General features: G+C 55.6%; 20 protein-coding genes and 1 tRNA gene. 3 read left to right on the top strand and 18 right to left on the bottom strand.

All coding sequences use genetic code 11. From position 1 onward, the window contains the following. Positions 1-70: 70 nt before the first annotated feature. From tsf to ABWV47_RS01185, 5 genes are all read right to left on the bottom strand, one after another. Complete coding sequence (tsf, locus tag ABWV47_RS01205; protein ID WP_353308013.1) at positions 71-946, bottom strand: translation elongation factor Ts; 876 nt, start codon at positions 944-946, stop codon at positions 71-73. Between the two features lie 88 nt (positions 947-1,034). After that, on the bottom strand, positions 1,035-1,808 hold the full coding sequence (rpsB, locus tag ABWV47_RS01200) for a 30S ribosomal protein S2 (protein ID WP_353308012.1): 774 nt from the start codon (positions 1,806-1,808) through the stop codon (positions 1,035-1,037). A 189-nt stretch (positions 1,809-1,997) separates the two neighbouring features. Then, the gene (gene olsA / locus ABWV47_RS01195) at positions 1,998-2,825 is read right to left on the bottom strand and encodes a lyso-ornithine lipid O-acyltransferase (protein WP_353308011.1); all 828 of its coding nucleotides are present in this window, start codon (positions 2,823-2,825) and stop codon (positions 1,998-2,000) included. After that, on the bottom strand, positions 2,822-3,601 hold the full coding sequence (olsB, locus tag ABWV47_RS01190) for an L-ornithine N(alpha)-acyltransferase (RefSeq protein WP_353308010.1): 780 nt from the start codon (positions 3,599-3,601) through the stop codon (positions 2,822-2,824). Before olsB ends, olsA begins: the two co-directional genes overlap by 4 nt. A gap of 122 nt (positions 3,602-3,723) precedes the next feature. Further along, a complete protein-coding gene (locus ABWV47_RS01185) occupies positions 3,724-3,906 on the bottom strand; it encodes a DUF3553 domain-containing protein (RefSeq protein WP_353308009.1) in 183 nt (60 codons plus the stop codon). A 29-nt stretch (positions 3,907-3,935) separates the two neighbouring features. Here ABWV47_RS01185 and ABWV47_RS01180 point away from each other — a divergent pair, with 29 nt between their 5' ends. Beyond that, the gene (locus tag ABWV47_RS01180; protein WP_353308008.1) at positions 3,936-4,532 is read left to right on the top strand and encodes a histidine phosphotransferase family protein; all 597 of its coding nucleotides are present in this window, start codon (positions 3,936-3,938) and stop codon (positions 4,530-4,532) included. Positions 4,533-4,615: 83 nt separating this feature from the next. On the opposite strand, the gene ABWV47_RS01175 is transcribed toward ABWV47_RS01180, so the two are convergent. The 9 genes from ABWV47_RS01175 to ABWV47_RS01135 form a co-directional block, all read right to left on the bottom strand. Further along, entirely contained in the window at positions 4,616-5,881 is a 1,266-nt protein-coding gene (locus tag ABWV47_RS01175; RefSeq protein ID WP_353308007.1) for a glutamate-5-semialdehyde dehydrogenase, read from the bottom strand. 66 nt (positions 5,882-5,947) lie between these two features. After that, positions 5,948-7,054 (bottom strand): glutamate 5-kinase, encoded by a 1,107-nt coding sequence (gene proB / locus ABWV47_RS01170; protein WP_353308006.1) that lies wholly within the window; start codon positions 7,052-7,054, stop codon positions 5,948-5,950. Beyond that, complete coding sequence (obgE, locus tag ABWV47_RS01165) at positions 7,042-8,088, bottom strand: GTPase ObgE (RefSeq protein ID WP_353308005.1); 1,047 nt, start codon at positions 8,086-8,088, stop codon at positions 7,042-7,044. The genes proB and obgE overlap by 13 nt, the downstream gene beginning before the upstream one ends. 54 nt (positions 8,089-8,142) lie before the next feature. Continuing rightward, positions 8,143-8,685 (bottom strand): GNAT family N-acetyltransferase, encoded by a 543-nt coding sequence (locus ABWV47_RS01160; RefSeq protein WP_353308004.1) that lies wholly within the window; start codon positions 8,683-8,685, stop codon positions 8,143-8,145. A gap of 4 nt (positions 8,686-8,689) precedes the next feature. After that, positions 8,690-9,229, bottom strand: a complete 540-nt coding sequence (locus ABWV47_RS01155; RefSeq protein ID WP_353308003.1) for a GNAT family N-acetyltransferase — start codon at positions 9,227-9,229, stop codon at positions 8,690-8,692. A 13-nt stretch (positions 9,230-9,242) separates the two neighbouring features. Next, positions 9,243-9,836, bottom strand: a complete 594-nt coding sequence (locus ABWV47_RS01150; RefSeq protein WP_353308002.1) for a LysE family translocator — start codon at positions 9,834-9,836, stop codon at positions 9,243-9,245. Positions 9,837-9,917: 81 nt separating this feature from the next. Further along, entirely contained in the window at positions 9,918-10,187 is a 270-nt protein-coding gene (gene rpmA / locus ABWV47_RS01145) for a 50S ribosomal protein L27 (protein WP_353308001.1), read from the bottom strand. Between the two features lie 23 nt (positions 10,188-10,210). Beyond that, on the bottom strand, positions 10,211-10,825 hold the full coding sequence (locus tag ABWV47_RS01140; RefSeq protein ID WP_353307999.1) for a 50S ribosomal protein L21: 615 nt from the start codon (positions 10,823-10,825) through the stop codon (positions 10,211-10,213). Between the two features lie 193 nt (positions 10,826-11,018). Further along, on the bottom strand, positions 11,019-11,909 hold the full coding sequence (locus ABWV47_RS01135) for a DUF2059 domain-containing protein (protein WP_353307997.1): 891 nt from the start codon (positions 11,907-11,909) through the stop codon (positions 11,019-11,021). Between the two features lie 81 nt (positions 11,910-11,990). Here ABWV47_RS01135 and ABWV47_RS01130 point away from each other — a divergent pair. After that, positions 11,991-12,080, top strand: a tRNA-Ser gene (locus ABWV47_RS01130). 224 nt (positions 12,081-12,304) lie between these two features. After that, positions 12,305-13,081, top strand: a complete 777-nt coding sequence (locus tag ABWV47_RS01125; protein ID WP_353307996.1) for a class I SAM-dependent methyltransferase — start codon at positions 12,305-12,307, stop codon at positions 13,079-13,081. A gap of 7 nt (positions 13,082-13,088) precedes the next feature. Here the strand turns inward: ABWV47_RS01125 and ABWV47_RS01120 are convergent, their stop codons facing one another. Genes ABWV47_RS01120 through ABWV47_RS01105 form a run of 4 tightly spaced genes read right to left on the bottom strand, consistent with a single transcriptional unit; the run spans position 13,089 to position 17,917 of the window. Then, positions 13,089-14,375, bottom strand: coding sequence for an amidohydrolase family protein (locus ABWV47_RS01120; protein WP_353307994.1), 1,287 nt, complete (start codon positions 14,373-14,375; stop codon positions 13,089-13,091). A gap of 10 nt (positions 14,376-14,385) precedes the next feature. Beyond that, positions 14,386-15,327, bottom strand: coding sequence for an ABC transporter permease (locus tag ABWV47_RS01115; protein WP_353309538.1), 942 nt, complete (start codon positions 15,325-15,327; stop codon positions 14,386-14,388). Further along, positions 15,327-16,400: an ABC transporter permease gene (locus ABWV47_RS01110; protein WP_502959684.1), complete on the bottom strand. Its 1,074-nt coding sequence runs from the start codon at positions 16,398-16,400 to the stop codon at positions 15,327-15,329. Before ABWV47_RS01110 ends, ABWV47_RS01115 begins: the two co-directional genes overlap by 1 nt. After that, positions 16,400-17,917: an ABC transporter ATP-binding protein gene (locus ABWV47_RS01105; protein ID WP_353307992.1), complete on the bottom strand. Its 1,518-nt coding sequence runs from the start codon at positions 17,915-17,917 to the stop codon at positions 16,400-16,402. Before ABWV47_RS01105 ends, ABWV47_RS01110 begins: the two co-directional genes overlap by 1 nt. Positions 17,918-17,924: the final 7 nt, after the last annotated feature.

Below are 17,924 nucleotides of genomic sequence, written 5' to 3'. Positions count from 1 at the left end.
GTCAGGTTTCAACAAATGAAAAAGGCCGCCCTTTCAGGCGGCCTTAAATCTTTTGCAGGACCAGAGCGGATTAGCCCTGAGCGGCTTTGGCCACTTCTGCTGCAAAGTCTTCTTCTTTTTTCTCGATGCCTTCGCCCACTTCCATGCGAACGTAACCAACGATTTCAGCACCCGCTTCTTTGGCTGCTGCTTCAACGGTCAGGTCAGGGTTGATCACGAAGTTCTGGCCCAACAGGGTGACTTCGGACATGAATTTTTTCATGCGACCCACGATCATTTTCTCGATCACCTGCTCCGGCTTGCCGGACTCACGTGCGATCTCGATCTGAACGTTTTTCTCTTTTTCAACAACCGCTGGGTCCAGGTCTGCTTCAGACAGAGACTGTGGGTTTGCTGCTGCAATGTGCATGGCGATCTGTTTGCCAAACGCTTCGTCGCCGCCTTTCAGCGCCACGAGAACGCCGATTTTGCCCATGCCGTCAGCCGCTGGGTTGTGCACATAAGAGGTCACAACGTCACCTTCGACAGATGCCAAACGGCGCACAGACATGTTTTCACCGATGGTGGCCACAGCGTCAGTGACAGTTTCTTCAACAGTCTTGCCGCCCAGATCAGCCGCTTTCAGCGCATCCACATCGGACACGTTGATTGCTGCACCAGCGATGTTGGCAACCATGGACTGGAAGTCCGCGTTTTTGCCAACGAAGTCGGTTTCAGAGTTCACTTCAACGGCAACACCTTTGCCGCCTTCAACCTTTACGGCCACAAGACCTTCGGCTGCGGTGCGGCCGGATTTTTTCGCCGCTTTGGCCAGACCTTTGGTGCGCAGCCAATCGATTGCTGCTTCCTGGTCACCATCGGTTTCGGTCAACGCTTTCTTTGCGTCCATCATGCCTGCGCCAGTCATCTCGCGCAGTTCTTTTACCATTGCTGCTGTGATCGCCATCTTAGGCTCTCCTCGTCAGAATTCGAATTTAATGAGGGCCGGTCTACCCTGCCCCCATGTCAACATTGTAACGTCAGTCGCGCTGCGCTTATGCGCCTGCGGCAGCTTCTTCAGCCACGGCTTCTTCAACCGGTGCTTCTTCGAATTCGCCCAAGTCCACGCCAGCTGCGCCCAGCTGTGCGGTCATGCCGTCCAGAGCCGCACGGGCTGCCAGATCGCAGTACAGGGTGATCGCGCGGGACGCATCGTCGTTGCCTGGAATGATGTAGTCAACGCCATCTGGGTTACAGTTGGTGTCCACCACAGCCACAACTGGGATACCCAGTTTGTTGGCTTCGGCAATTGCCAGTGCTTCTTTTTTCACGTCGATGACGAACAGCAGGTCAGGAACGCCGCCCATGTCGCGGATGCCGCCCAGAGACGCTTGCAGCTTCTCTTGGTCACGCTCGATGCCAAGACGCTCTTTCTTGGTCAGGCCTTCGGCGCCAGACGCGAGCTTCTCGTCAATCTCTTTAAGACGGTTGATCGATTGGGAAACAGTTTTCCAGTTTGTCAGCGTACCGCCCAACCAACGGTGGTTCATGAAGTACTGTGCGGATTTGTCAGCAGCGTCTGCAATTGGGCCTGCGGCCTGACGCTTGGTGCCAACGAAAAGAACGCGGCCGCCTTTTGCAACAGTGTCACGAACAGCTGTCAGCGCCTGATCCAGCATCGGAACGGTCTGTGTCAGGTCCATGATGTGGATGCCGTTGCGGGAGCCGTAGATGAACGGGCCCATGCGAGGGTTCCAGCGCTGTGTTTGGTGACCAAAGTGAACGCCAGCTTCGAGCAGCTGACGCATGGAGAACTCGGGAAGAGCCATGCTTTATTTCCTTTTCCGGTTTACGCCTTGGCGGGGTTAAGTGAGAGCGGATGCTCCAACCGGCGGACCGACAGGGATGTCTCCCCTGCCCTAGCCCAAACCTCGCCTGCGGGTTTAATGGCGCGCGTTTACCGCAGGATCATGCCGGGTGCAAGAGGGAACCAAGAATAAAACAACCGAGAATGACGTTTAGCTTATGCGGTCGACCAAAGCGTTCCGGATTTTCACCTCACAGGCCATTGCCAAAGCCTTGCGATTGGCAAAATCAGAGACCCGCAAGGGAGTGTGATAGACAACTTCAACGCGCCCCTGCTGAGCCGCACCAAGTGTGGCAATCAAATGTGTGCCAAAGTCCATGTCTCCCCACCAACCGTAAAACCGAGGTTCCGCGGCCTTGGGGGCTTGGTAATACACTGTCACAGGTTGAATGAGCATAAACTCTTTGAGTTCGGGCTCAAAGAATGACTCAAACAGTGTGGTTTTAAAGGGGAGCACGCGCAGGCTATCGCTGCTGGTCCCTTCGGGAAAAAACAACAGCTGATGGCCGGCCAGAAGCCGGTCTTCAAACAGTTTTTTCTGTGCCCGCGCCTCTCGGCGGTCCCGGCGGATAAACACGGTGCCCGTGGCGCGCGCCAACCACCCGATTCCGGGCCAGTTGGCCACTTCTGCCTTAGACACGAAGTAGACCTGTTGAGCTGCGTTCAGTGCAAAGATATCCAGCCAAGACGAATGGTTGGCCACTATGGCTCCGCGCTCGCGAATGGGTTTGCCTATGACTTGAAACGACATCCCTATGAACCGAAAAGCGTTGCGACACACAAATTGAGTGATAAAGGGCGTCCATGGTCGGCGTAGCCCAAACAGGGGTCGCTCAACGATACGCACCAACAGCAGCAGACCAAGGCAGCCAAATACCAACACTGCCAAGGGTATGCCGCGCAACAGCGCACGCAAAACACCCTGAACACGCAGTTTCTCAGGCTCTGGATACCCCTCGTCGCTTTCCCACGTGCTCAAAGCTCTCTGTCCTTGGTGTAGAGCGCTCTGTTTTTTTCATTCATGCGCGCGGTATCAAGGATCAGGCAAACGTCAGTTGTGTTAAATGCTTCGTCCAGAAAGGCGCCATCCCCAACAAAGCCCCCTAGCCGAAGGTAGGCTTTGATCAAAGGCGGCACCGCAAGCATGGCCGTGCGGCGATCAATTTCACTTTCAGGGATCAAGTCCATCGACTGATAGACATCAGGCTGCGCCCGGGCGCGAATTTCTTTTGGGGCAAGATGTCGGTGGTGAAGCAATGACAACGACGCAGCATGTTCCGCGATATTGGTGCCATGGAAACTGGCCACGCCAAACAATACCTCGATGCCATGGTCTGTCACGTAGGCCGACAGAGCATTCCACAGGTGAAACATCGCGGCACCACCTCGGTAATTTGGATGCAGGCAGGATCTTCCAAGTTCCAACAATTTGCGTCCGGAAGATTTGAGTGGTGTCAGATCATATTCGTCCTCTGAATAGAACTGACCCATTTTATTGGCCTGCTCTCCGCGCAGCACGCGGTAGACGCCAACCACCTGATCAACAACGTCTGCCTGCAGCGCGACGTCACGCAGGATCAAATGATCAAAATGCGGGTCAAAACGATCGATTTCCAGCTGTTCTGTGTGATCCACCATCGGACCGTCACCGCCGAGCTCTTTGACAAACACATGATATCTCAAGCGCTGCGCAGCTCTTAGCTCAGCCTGCGTTGTCGCCAAATTAACCTTAAACTCGGGCACATGCGTGCTCATAAAACTGTCATTTCCTGTTTGTTTGTCGGAGTTTTAGGCATGCAATCGGCAGAAATCAACCACATGAAAAGGATGTCAGATGTTGACGAATTTTACGGTGTGTGCACTATTTGTTAACCATTTCAACTGTCTGATGCCGGCATCAACATGACACGAGTTCCATCGATGACAACCTTGCCGGTTTCTCGGAAGTTTACGGTGATTTTGCCACCGATATTGGATTGCACTTGCCCCAACCCCCAATCGGGTTGGTCGGGATGGGTCACCAACATTCCGGGTTCCAAAAACGCGTTGAGATTCTGCATGGGGCTGCTCGTTTCAAAAGGGAATACAAATGTCAGATAATACGGATTTCGCTGCATTGGTAGGGTCACGCATTTGCCACGACCTGATCAGCCCAGTCGGCGCAATTGGCAATGGGTTGGAACTCATTGCACTTACGGGCGACGCGAAGGGCCCGGAAATGGAGATGATTTCGGATAGCGTCACCAACGCGAATGCCCGCATCAGACTGTTTCGCGTGGCCTTCGGGCAACCCGGCGATAGCCAGATGGTTGGTGAGGCGGAAATTCAATCCATCCTACAGAGTCTTGCGCCAAGCTCTCGCATGTCAACCTACTGGGAAGTTGAAGGGTCCGTGTCACGCTCTGAGCTGCGCCTCGCGTTTTTGGCTTTGATGTGCTTTGAAAGCTCTCTGCCCTTCGGTGGAGCCGTCACTGTGACCAAAGAAGACGAGCGCTGGTTCCTGCTCGCGGAGAGTGAAAAAATGCGCGCTGATGCCACGCTCTGGGATCCAATTTCTCGCGGAGAAATTCCTGAAGGTCTTGTGCCCGCAAAAGTACAGTTTGGCCTACTGCCTCAAGGGGCGACTCTGCTTGGACGGCCGCTGTCTGTGGCGATGACGGATGTGAGTGTAGAGCTTCGATTCTAAAGTGAATTCTTTCAATATGTTAGGGCGCCCTCTTCAGGCGCCCTTTCTTAATGACATTCGGCTCTTACTGGTGGTCGTCTGAGTTAGGTTCGGGTGGTGCCATCGCCTTCGACCAGATACTTAAAGCTGGTCAATTGCGCAGCGCCAACCGGTCCACGGGCATGCATTTTTCCGGTGGCAATACCGATCTCAGCCCCCATGCCAAACTCACCACCATCGGCAAACTGTGTTGAGGCGTTGCGCATCAAAATTGCACTGTCCAGACGCTCAAAGAACCGCGCAGCAACTTCATCGTCTTCCGTCAGAATGCAATCTGTATGATTTGAGCCATGTTCCCGAATATGAGCAATAGCGCCATCTACGTCGCTGACCACTTTGGCAGCAATGTCCATATCCAGATATTCTTTGCCCCAATCCTCAGACGTTGCTGCGGTTGTGCCCGCAATTGCTGTCAGTCTGTCATCCGCATGCACATTTACACCTGCATCCAAGAGCATTTGAACAAGCGCGACACCAAGAGTGTCCGCAAGACTTTCATGGATCAAAAGGCATTCCGCCGCGCCGCAGATCCCTGTCCGACGTGTTTTGGCATTGAGCACCACGTCCAAGGCTTTCACCGGATCCGCGGCTGCATCTACGTAGATATGCACAATGCCTTCAAGGTGCGCAAACACCGGGACACGAGCCTCGCGTTGCACCAACCCAACAAGGCCTTTGCCGCCACGCGGAACAATCACGTCCACTGTGTCAATCATTGTCAGAAGTTCCTGAACTGCGGCCCGGTCACGGGTTGGGATCAACTGAATGGCGGTCTCTGGCAGACCGGCAGATTTGAGGCCTTCGACCAGACAGGCGTGAATCGCACTCGAGCTGTGAAAGCCCTCAGAGCCACCACGTAGGATCACAGCGTTGCCGGATTTGAGACACAGCGCGCCTGCATCTGCAGTCACGTTGGGGCGGCTTTCATAGATCACACCAACCACGCCCAAAGGCGTGCGTACCCGGCGGATATTGAGGCCTGAGGGCATATCCCACTCCGTCAACACTTCGCCAACGGGATCATCCTGTGCGGCAACGGTGCGCAAACCGGTCACCATGCCATCGATACGGTCTTCGTCCAGCATCAGACGGTCCATCATTGCATCCGACAGACCTTTGTTGCGGCCAAATTCAAGGTCCTTTTTGTTGGCCTCAATGATTTCGGCACGGCGGGCCCAGACGGCATCCGCTGCAGCTTCAAGTGCGGCACGTTTTGCTTCCGGCGGGGCAAAGGCCAGCTCTGCGCTTGCAGCTTTGGCGTTTGCGCCAATCTGAGCCATCAGGGCGGGGATATCTGCGATGTCTTTCATCAGATCTGTCCTTTGCGAGGGTGTGTTGTGCGCTGTAGACGCGGGTCGGTAATAACAAGAAAAAGCCTAGAGCGCCAAGTCATCTCGATGAACGAGTGCGGCTCGGCCCGGGTAGCCTAAGATCGGCTCAATATCGCGGCTGTGACGACCTTTGATGCGCGTTGCCTCCATCGAAGAGTAGGCTGTTAGCCCCTGCCCCAACCGATGGCCGGTGGCGTCCGTGATCTCAATTGGGTCACCACGGCTAAAATCGCCGTTCACATCAGTGACCCCGGCGGGCAGCAAGCTTTTGCCGGCCTTAAGCGCACGTGCAGCACCCGCGTCTATCACCAGCGCGCCTTGGGGTTTCATTGAATTGATCCAACGTTTGCGCGCCAGCTGTGGGGTGCCTTGGGCGGTAAACCAAGTGGCGTTTGCTCCGTTTTCCAAAGCGGAAACCGGACGCATGACCGAACCTTCGGTGATCGCCATAGCGCAGCCACCAGCAGTGGCAGTTTTGGCGGCCATCAGCTTGGTGATCATGCCGCCTTTGGAGAGACCAGAGACCCCCTCACCGGCCATATCCTCGATATCGGTTGAGATCGTGTCGATCACATCAAACCGCTTGGCCGTTGGATCTGTCATCGGGTTGGCAGAATAAAAACCATCCACATCTGACAGAAGGATCAGATGATCAGCGCCGGTTGTAAGCGCAATTTGCGCGCCCAGACGATCATTGTCACCATAGCGAATTTCGTCTGTGGCCACTGTATCATTCTCATTCACAATAGGCACCACACCCAAGGTCAGAAGCTGATCCAAGGTGGCACGTGAATTGAGGTATCGGCGGCGGTTTGCGCTGTCTTCCAGTGTGACCAAGACCTGAGCCGTGGTGATGCCATGAGGCGCAAGCGCGTCTTCGTAGGCGCCCGCAAGTCGAATTTGGCCAACAGCCGCAGCTGCTTGGGATTGGTCAAGCGATAGATCAACAGGTGGCAGTTTGAGCGCGTTGCGCCCTAAGGCGATCGAGCCTGAGGACACAAGCACAACGTCCGTGCCGCGCGCTTTGAGCATCGCCACATCTTCCGCCAAGGCTTTGAGCCATTCGCCTCGCAAAAGACCGCTGTTCCGGTCGACAAGCAGCGCCGACCCGATTTTTATAACAACCCGTTTTGCGTCTTTTAGGGTTGCCAAGGTGCCTCTTCCTCATCCGCAGTGTCATCGATTTTTTGGCGCACCCGGTCGTCATCGATTTGAGCGCGCAGCGCCCGTAACACCTCGGTGGTGCCTTCGTGGCTTGCGCCAGACATCAACAGCACAGGTCCACCCACCACAGTTTCGAGTTCTTCCTTGAGGAACACCCGCTCTTCTTCGTCCAGAGAGTCGATCTTGTTGAGCACCGTGACGCGGGGTTTGTCCGCGAGAATATCGGCGTAATTGGTGATCTCTTTGACAATGGTTTGATAGTCTTCAAGCAACGTGCCTGACGTACCATCCACCAAATGCAAGAGCACGGCACACCGTTCCACGTGCCCGAGGAAGAGATCGCCAAGGCCTTTACCTTCGCTGGCCCCTTCGATCAGGCCGGGAATGTCTGCCACCACAAATTCGACGCCATCAACGCCCACCACACCGAGATTTGGGTGCAGCGTGGTGAAGGGGTAGTCGGCAATCTTGGGCCGCGCGTTTGATGTGGCCGCAAGGAAGGTGGACTTGCCCGCGTTGGGCAGGCCAAGAAGACCCACGTCTGCAATCAGTTTAAGGCGCAGCCAGATGGTGCGTTCCACACCGGGTTGGCCCGGATTGGCACGGCGCGGCGCTTGGTTGGTGGAGGATTTGAAGTGCAGGTTGCCAAAGCCACCGTTGCCGCCTTTGGCGAGCAACACGCGCTGACCGACCTCGGTCAGGTCGGCAACAACGGTTTCCTGATCTTCGTCCAGAATTTCGGTACCAACAGGCACCCGCAAGACAATGTCGTCTCCGGTTTTTCCTGTGCGCTGGTTGCCCATACCGGGTTGCCCGGATTTGGCAAAGAAGTGCTGTTGGTATCGAAAATCGATGAGCGTGTTCAGACCTTCGACCGCTTCGGCCCAGACGTAACCGCCGTTGCCGCCGTCGCCGCCATCAGGCCCACCATATTCAATGTATTTTTCACGCCGGAAGGACACACAACCGCCCCCACCGCCGCCGGAACGGATGTAGACTTTGGCAAGGTCGAGGAATTTCATAGATGTCTCTTTCGGGTTAAAGTGTGTGCCGCATATCGGGGAACGGCTTTGGCCTCAAGGCTGTTGTGCGGTTGGCGCTTGGTCTTTGCTCAATACCACTTCAATAACACGCACTTTTTCGCGCAAAAACAGAGAGTCGCGTTCTGGTCTTTGTCCGGTGCGGCGAAAGCCAAGTTTGTCGAGCACCTTTTCGGATCCGACGTTGCCTTCGACCCAACCTGAGATGACCATCTGATCGGAATTGTCAAAGTGCCAAGACAACAGCCCGAGAGCCGCTTCCGTCATATAGCCTTTTCCCCAAGCCGACTCTTTGAGCCAATAGCCCAACCCTGCCCCTGAGACATGCTGACTTTGGTCAGCGCTATCGCGGGGTACGAGGGAGACAACACCAAGAGGCTCGCCCTCTTTGACCACAGCGCGGACACCCGCGAGGTCGCCCGATCGCGCGATAAATTGGTCTGCATATGTGATTTGGTAAGGGAAAGGCACAGCGGGCAGCCATCTGTGCACTGAGGGTTCCGAGATACCCTGTGCAACCCACGACGCGTCCTCCGGTACAAGCCGCCGAAGGGTAAGCCGTTCTGTTTTTATATCCATAACATCAATCCAGCTTCAGACTGTACGTCCATGTGGGAACGTTGGCATTGCGGGCCACCGAAAAACTCTCAGCATCGCCAAGGTATTGGAAGCCACAGTTGGTCAACACCCGCGCAGAAGCCGCATTATCTTGAAACACGCTTGCAAAAATGGTGTTGCTGTTCAGAGGGTTGGCTTCAATCAACGCGCGCACGGCCTCTGAAGCCACACCGGTGTTGCGAAATACCTTGCCAATCCAATACCCGATCTCTGTCTGCCCGGCATCCACGCGTGTAAGGCTGATCACACCCATGATTTCAGGGTGATCTTCGACGCTTCCGTCGATGGCCCAGACATCTGACATACGGCCATCAGATTGCGATCGTGCGATGAAGGCTTCCGTCGCGCCCGGCGGAACGGGATGCGGGATTGAAGTGGTCATGCGCGCCAACTCTCGGTCAGCGGTGTGCAGCTCAATCAGGCCTTGATCAGACCGGCGCAATGGGCGCAACACAAAACGCTGCGCATCAAGCACGGGCTGATTAACAATCGTATCCAATTTCATCGCGCTCTCCTCCTCAAAGAACCACGTACAGAACAGAGGCCACAGTCAAAGCGGCCAACGTCAGCATCAAATATCGTTCCGCAGGTTTGCCTGCCACGGTCTGCGCAATCCGGTCGCCCGCATAGGTCCACATCGGGTGAAAAATTGCCTGTGCGCCCAATAGGCAAATGGCAATTGTCGCCGTGGCCTGCAAGGCGGGTGTCCCGGGTGTGACAAAGTTTGTGAATCCGGCAACAATCATCGCCCAAGCTTTGGGGTTAAGCGGGTGCACAAGCAGCCCGGCCTTAAATCCAGGAGCAGCAGACACCAGATCGCGATCGGTGTTTAAACGCAGATTGGCAACCTTCCACGCGAGCCAGCAAATATAGGCCGCACTGATCCATTTCAGCGTAACAAACACGCTGGGCACGGTTTCTGCCAACTCCATCAACCCAAACCCAATGGGCCAAATAATCAGTTGTTTGCCAAGCGCAACGCCAACCACAAAGGGCAGCGCCGCCCGAAAACCAAACCGCGCGCCTGTGGCCAAAAGGGCCATGTTCGCAGGCCCGGGTGTCCCCACTTGGCTTGCGGCAAATATGCCAAAACTGATCACTGCAACGCTCATGGCGGATGACACTCATCAAAATGAAAAAGGGACCGGCGTTTGTCGCCGGTCCCTCAAATGTTTCAAACCTTTAGGGTCGGCTTATTCAGCGGCCTCCGCCACTGGCAGAACCGAAATAAAGGTACGGCCCTTGAGGCCTTTGTGGAACTTTACGTTGCCTTCGGTGGTTGCAAAGATTGTGTGATCTTTGCCCATGCCGACGCCTTCGCCTGGCCACATCTTAGTTCCGCGCTGACGCACGATGATGTTGCCAGAGATCACGTTTTCGCCACCGTACTTTTTGACGCCAAGGCGGCGTCCAGCAGAGTCGCGACCGTTACGGGAACTACCACCAGCTTTTTTATGTGCCATATCGTTGGTCTCCTATACTTCGCTTACTTCGCCAGATCGGCTGCTTGTGCAACCCACTCAGGCTTCACTTTAACAGCGTCAAAGCTCTCTACGTCAACTGCTGCCAGTTGAGCGAAAGAGGTGATGCCTGCGTCTGCCAGCTTTTTCGCGGCGGCCGGACCAACACCAGTGATGGTGGTCAGATCGTCAGCGGAAGCTGCTGCAGCAGGTGCTTCGGCTTTTTTGGCGGCTTTCTTGGCAGGTTTGGCCGGAGCGGCTTCTGCAGTTGCGGATGCAGGTGCGGAACCCGAACCGATGGCTGCTTTCACGCCGGACTTGTCTGCACCAGAGGCCAGAATGTCGGTGATGCGAACCAAAGTCAGTTTCTGACGGTGGCCCACGGTGCGCTTGGAGCTGTGCTTACGACGACGCTTGACGAACTTGATCAGCTTCTCGCCTTTGATCTGGTCGATCACGTCAGCCTGCACGGCCGCACCTTCAACGAAAGGCGCGCCAACAACGGTGGTATCACCACCAAGCATCAGCACATCGTTGAATTGAATTGTCTCGCCAGCGTCTGCAGCCAGTTTTTCGACACGCAGGATATCACCTGCCTGTACTTTATACTGTTTGCCGCCGGTCTTCAGGACTGCGAACATGTCCTATTCCTTCGATCTTCCCGCGTTCTGTGGCCCCCTCACCTTGCGGATCGGGTATTTGTGGCAATGCCGCCTCGAACAGCGCGCCCTTTTCGGGCTGTGTTACAATAAAATCAGGCGCAAAGTGTGCACTTCACGCCAGATGCGCGCTTATCCTGCGGAAACGGACCCTAGTCAACCCTTAAGTTGACGCTCAAAGCTCTTGTGCCGGCTGAAGCTCGGCCATACGCAACGCAAGCGCTTCAAACCGATCTGACATGACTGCGAAGTGCACCGCGTTCATCAACTCATATACTGTCATCATCTCAGGCTGTTCAAGCGCTTCGGTATAAGCGGTAAGCTCCGCAACCGAGAAGTCACGATAGGTGTAGGCGGAATTCTCAAGCGCAGACTGCTCCAATTCAGCTGCCAGTTCTGCGGCGTTTTCGTTCAATGTCGCACGCAACCCATCTTCGTCAGTGCGCAGCGAGATCACCCCCGCATAAGAGGCCGCCAGAATGAAGCGAACTTGGATCTCAGTCATGGCTTTGGACCCGACATCCTCAGGGTCGATGGCCATGCTCATACGCTGAAACAAATCTATGCGTGGATCCTCCGCGGCTTCCAACGCGGCCAGCAAGGCGCTTCCTTCGCGCTCTTTGTCGGTTTCGTCAGAGTTGTAAGATGCGTTTTCCATCGCAACCAATCGCTGCCCCAGATCACTTGCATAGAACTCAGCGGCATGAGCCAGCATATCATCCTCAAGTGTGGCTTCCAGAATGTTCAACGCCTTTGTGCGCATCAGTGTGGTGTCAAAAACATCATCGGCCAGCGTTTGCCATTGAAGGCCAAAATCCTCCTCCTCAAGCCCCAACATTGTTGGGGCGGCTGAGGCTGTGAAAGCTATGGAGTCAAGCGCCACATCAAATCCGGTGATCTTTAAAAACGCGGCCACATTGTCGCGATCTGCGGCCTGTGCGGTGTGCTGACCAAAGCTCAAAAAAACCAGTCCCAACGCCACAAAATATGCAGCGAGGCGTGACATCAGGGTGTTCTTCGGGGCCAATGCGGCGGAAAGAGCGTTCATGGTTTTAAGGTAGTTCATTTCGGCGGCGAAACAATGCAAAACCCGCTTGCACCTGATCACGAAGATGATTAAACGACGCCCTCACCAAGACCCTACCGCGGAGAGGTGCCGGAGTGGTCGAACGGGGCGGTCTCGAAAACCGTTGTCCCTTCACGGGGACCCAGGGTTCGAATCCCTGTCTCTCCGCCATACACCAAACCCAATTGAAACGAACAAATTGAAAAGCTGCCGGCATTGGATTTGTCCATGCATTTTGTCGTGTTTTTGTCGCCCAACTCTGTTAGCGCTTCCAAAGCTTGATCCTGACCGAGGATCAAAGCGGCCTACAAAGGTCTCTTTTTATCGATGCCGCGCCGCACACATCCAGATTTTGGCTCGCGCATCATACACGACAAGGCATAGGAGCTTGATTTATGGACGCACCATTCGAGCCAGCACGCTTTGACGCGGAGGTTGCGCATTATGTGGCTGCGCGTACGCAATATGCACCTGACCTGATAAATTGGATCGCCCATGACACACAGACATTGGGGCGTTGCGTTCTCGATCTGGGATGCGGCCCGGGGTTTATCGCCCATGCCATTGCCCCGATGGCTGCAGACGTTCTGGGTCTTGACCCAAGCCCCAACATGATTGCTGCTGCCCGCTTAAAGGCGGCGCCGAATACGCGTTTTGAGGTCGGCAGCTCAGAGGAGCTGTCCAAAGTTGACGCACCGGTGCAATTGGTCACCATCGGGCGCGCGTTTCATTGGATGAATCGCCCGCAAACCTTAAGGGACCTCGATGTTTTGGTCGCGCGCAATGGAGCAATCGCGCTCCTAAATGACGGGCCAACGGATATTCCCACAAACACTTGGTGGAAAGAGGTCAACGCCGTTGCCAAAAGCTTCGCGGTGATCGATGCCTTTAATGCACACCGGATGTCACATAACTGGGTGCCACACGAAGAGGTCCTGTTTGCCTCTGCCTTCTCAAAGATGCGCTCTGTCTCTGTATACAAAACACACCAATGGACATTTGAGCGGCTGATCCAGCACACCCTTTCTCGATCCGCAACAACCGAAGCCCTGATTGGCGATCGGCTGGAAGAGATGGAGGCCAAAACGCGCGACGTATTGATGCCTTATGGGCCAGGTCCTTGGACCACGTTGAACAGGCACACAGCGCTCATTGCGCAGCGCCCTGTTTAGCGACCGGTTATTGGCCTGGCGCAAAGCTGGCTTCGTTGACGGTGCTCGGTCTGTTTGGCAAAGACAGCTCCGTCACAACGGGCTGATTGCGAGCAATAACTTTGCCTGCACGTATCACGGCCAATCGATGTGCGCGCAAACGCACGGCTTCGATTTTGTCTTTGGCCTGCAACAAGACCATATCTGCGCGACAGCCCGGCGCGAGGCCGTACCCCTCAAGCCCCATGATTTTTGCGGAGTTTGCGGTGACCGCCTCAAAACACCACGCCATGTCCTCACGGCTTGAGAGTTGGCCGACGTGCAGTCCCATAAAGGCCACATCAAGCATGTCAGCTGTGCCAAGCGAATACCACGGGTCCATCACACAATCAGAGCCAAAGCCCACGATGATCCCTGCATCGCGCAACTCGCGCACCCGGGTCTGGCCACGCCGTTTGGGATAGCTGTCGTGCCGACCTTGCAACATGATGTTGATCAGCGGATTGGGAATGGCATGCACCCCTGCCTCCACCATGAGCGGGATCAGCTTGGACACGTAGTAATTGTCCATCGAGTGCATGGAGGTCAGGTGCGAACCGGCCACCCTACCCTGCAGGCCCAAACGCTGGGTCTCATAGGCGAGCGTTTCAATGTGGCGGCTGTGCGGGTCATCGCTTTCGTCGCAATGCATATCGACCATCAAGCCCCGACCCGCCGCGATTTCGCACAGCTGACGCACTGACTCTGCGCCATCCGCCATCGTGCGCTCAAAATGCGGGATGCCGCCCACCACATCCACCCCCATGTCCAACGCGCGCAATGTGTTGTGCATCGCCGTTGGATCACGCAGGACGCCATCTTGCGGAAAGGCCACCAATTGCAGGTCAATGTAGTCTTTGACCTGCTCACGCACCTCAAGCAGCGCTTGCACGCCTTTGAGGTCGTCATCACAAGTGTCCACATGCGACCGGATTGCGCCAAGCCCTTTGGACACAGCCAAATCGCAATATTTCAGAGCCCGCGCGATGATATCGTCAACCGACTGTACGGGCTTTAGCTCACCCCAAAGCGCGATGCCCTCCAACAAGGTGCCGGACACATTCATGCGCGGCGTGCCCAGAGACAGCGTTGCGTCCATGTGAAAGTGTGGATCCACAAACGGCGGCGAAACAAGCTGTCCTTGCGCGTCAATGACCGCTTGAGCCTCCGCGGTGATCGCGGGTTCGACAGCAGAGATCATTCCGTCTTTACAGGCGATATCTACCCCTGACCGCCCATCCGGTAGCGTGGCGTTTTTGATGATCAGATCAAACATGTGGTGTCCTTTAGCGTTGACCTTTGAACCAAGGTGTCAGGAGAGCCCGCGGATAGTCAGCTTTGCGCGCCGCAACCACAAGCGCAATGATGGACAGCACGTAAGGGGCTGCCAAAAAGGCCTGACTTGGGACAAACGCGCCAACTTCGGTTTGCAACCGTACCTGCAAGGCATCAAAAGCTCCAAACAGCAAGGCACCCAGCAAAGCCTTGCCGGGGCGCCAAGAGGCGAAAATCACCAAAGCGATGCAAATCCAACCCCGACCATTCACCATCCCAAAGAAGAAGGCGTCAAAGGCTGACATGGTCAGAAACGCCCCGCCCACCGCCATCAGTGCCGAGCCAGCCACAACCGCGCCGATCCGCAATCCGTAAACAGACAGGCCTTGCGCATCCACACTGTCTGGATTGTCGCCAACCGCTTGGATCGCCACGCCCAATGGGGTGCGGTAGAGAAGATACCAAATCAACCCCACCATTAAGAGCGCCAACCAAGTGAGCGCGGTTTGCTGAAACAGCACTGGGCCGAGGAATGGCAGGTCAGACAAAATCGGAATATCAAGCGCACGGAAAGGCTCTATACGAGGTGGTGACGAGACATTGGGCAAAGCGGTGCGATAGGTGAAATAGCTCACCGAGGTGGCAAACAGCGTCACGCCAAGCCCGGATACGTGTTGGCTCAATCCCAATGGCACGGTCAAAATTGCGTGCAAAAGACCAAAAAAAGCGCCTGCGCCTGCGGCCACCAAGACGCCGCCCCATAGACCTGCGCCCAGCCAGACGGCCATCCAGCCCGACATCGCGCCGGCCACAAATATACCCTCGATACCAAGGTTCAGGACACCGGATTTTTCGCAAAGCAACGCACCCAAAACGCCAAAAATCAAGGGGGTTGCTATGCGCAGAGACGCCGCCCAGAAGCTCTCACTCAGGAGAATTTGCAAGATATCCATCATGCGCTTTTTCCTTTTGCGGCGTGGATACGCGTGACTTTGAACCGGGCAAAGAACCCGCCGATCAACACACATAACAACGACATCGCCACCACCAAGTCTGCCAGATAGGATGAAACGCCCATGGCGCGGCTCATACTATCAGCGCCTACAAACACTGAGGCGATGAACAAAGCAGAGATCACAACGCCGACGGGTGACAACCCAGCAAGCATCGCCACAACGATGCCGGTGTAGCCAAATCCGGGCGACAGATCAGCGGTCAGATACCCTTTCAGACCAATCACTTCGCTCACACCAGCCATGCCGGCCAATCCACCCGAGACAATCGCCACACTCATCATGGTGCGGTTTACGTTGATCCCTGCGTGACGCGCCGCGGCGGCGTTCTCCCCTACGGCGCGGAGTTTGAACCCCCACACGGTGTAGACCAACATGAATTGTGCCACAGCTGCACAAATCAAGGCGATGATCAGACCGGCGTGTACCCGCATGCGGTCAATCAACTGCGGCAGCATGCCTTGATCCAAGATCGGCGCACTTTGCGGCCACCCCAGACCCATGGGATCTTGCAACGGGCCCTCCAGCATATATTGCAATAAAATCAATATGATGAAGTTGAACAGCAGCGTCGTGACAACTTCATCCGCCCCAAAGCGGGTTTTGAGCGTGGTGGACGCCACCATGCCGGCCGCACCGGCGGCACAGCCGCAGACAATGATTGTGGGGATCAAGACCACTGCTGGCCAGTCAAACAATCCGGCCCCAACCGCGACTGCCGCCATTGCGCCCAAGTAGAGCTGTCCTTCTGCGCCAATATTCCAAAGCCGTGCCCGAAAAGCCAAAGCAGCAGCCAGTCCTGTGAAAATTAGCGGTGTGGCGCGGGTGAGCATTTCTGTGAAGGCAAAGACGGAGCCAAATACACCGCGGAACATTTCGCTGTAGGCAACAGCAATATTGGCCCCCGCGAAAATGAGTGGAATTGCGGCCAATCCCAGCGCAACAAGCGCCGAAAACACCGGGAGGCCCAAAGTGATTGCGCGGCTTGGTGCCGTGCGGGGTTCAATACGGATCATGCGTGTTTCCCTGCCATCATCAGGCCTATTTCTTCGCGATCACGGGTGGACGCCTCAACCAACTTACCGTCGTGGATCACCACAATCCGATCCGATAAGTTCAGAATTTCATCTAGGTCCTCAGAGATCAAAACAACCGCCGCGCCTCCTGCACGCGCTTCAAGCAAACGCCGCCCAACTTCGGCGGCTGCCCCCATGTCCAATCCTCGCGTGGGTTGGTTTGCCAAAATCAACTTGGGTGACTGCTCAAACACACGTGCCAAAATGAGCTTTTGGATGTTACCACCTGAAAGCAAACGCGCACGCGCTGTAACGCCCGGACCTCGCACGTCGTAGTCAGCAGACAATCTTGTGGCGTTCTTTTCGATCTGATCTCGGCGTAAGATGCCATGCGACTGAACGTCTGGATCAGACAGCCGTTCAATCACCATGTTTTCCGCAACGCTCATCGACCCCACGATGCCATCGTGATGGCGGTCTTCCGGAATTCGGCCGATCCCTGCGTCAATCATTGTGGCAGGATGGCTGTGCGTCAGTGGTTTGCCGTCAAGCATCAACTGCCCGGACGTCGGGGCTGTTAGGCCCGAAATCAATCCTGCAAGCGCGGTCTGGCCATTGCCGGATACTCCGGCGATCCCCACAATTTCATGCGCAGCCAAAGACAAATTCACGTCGCTCAGACTGTCGCGCTTAGAGCTGCCACGAACAGAGACATCTTCCAGTTTAAGAATGATGTCACCCGGCGCCATGGCTGTGCGCTCGGTTGAGGGCGTGTCGGCCCCAACCATCATCCGTGCAATGCTGCGTTCATCTGCATCAGACGTGGCCATTTCGCCCACTTTGACTCCATGACGGAGCACCGCAATCCGATGCGAAAACGCCAAAACTTCGCGCAGCTTATGAGAGATAAAGATCACAGACAGGCCATTGCGGGTCATCGCCCCAATGTTGTCAAACAGTGTGTCCGCTTCTTGTGGTGTCAACACGGCTGTCGGTTCATCCAACACCAAAATCCGCGCATCTCGATAGAGCGCTTTGAGAATTTCCACCCGCTGACGCTCTCCCACCGTCAGTCGACCAACCGGTACATCCAATGGGGCGCGCAGTCCGGTTTCGGCCATTGTGGCCTCGATTTTGGCACGTGCAGCGGCGCGATCCCGACGCACTCCAAACAGCGGCTCTGCACCCAGAACGATGTTGTCGAGCGCGTTCAGGTTTTCCGCCAACGTGAAATGTTGATGAACCATGCCGATGCCTGCGTCCAACGCGGCCTGAGGGTGCCCAAGCGGTAGAGCGTGCATCTCGCCATCTGCGCCTCGCACGTCAACTGTGCCGTCATCCGGCAGGTAGTGGCCAAACAACATATTCATCAGAGTGGTTTTACCCGCGCCGTTTTCTCCAAGCAACGCAAGCACTTCACCCTCCTTTAAGGAAAGGCTGACGGCGTCATTCGCAACAACTTTGCCAAAACGTTTGGTCAGCCCATTGAGGGTCAATACGGGGGTGTCAGTCATAAAATCA

The organism is Shimia sp. NS0008-38b (genome assembly GCF_040370365.1).
Taxonomy (GTDB): Bacteria; Pseudomonadota; Alphaproteobacteria; order Rhodobacterales; family Rhodobacteraceae; genus Shimia.
Note: the sequence above shows the minus strand (reverse complement) of the source record. Positions and strands in the feature narration are given on the sequence as shown.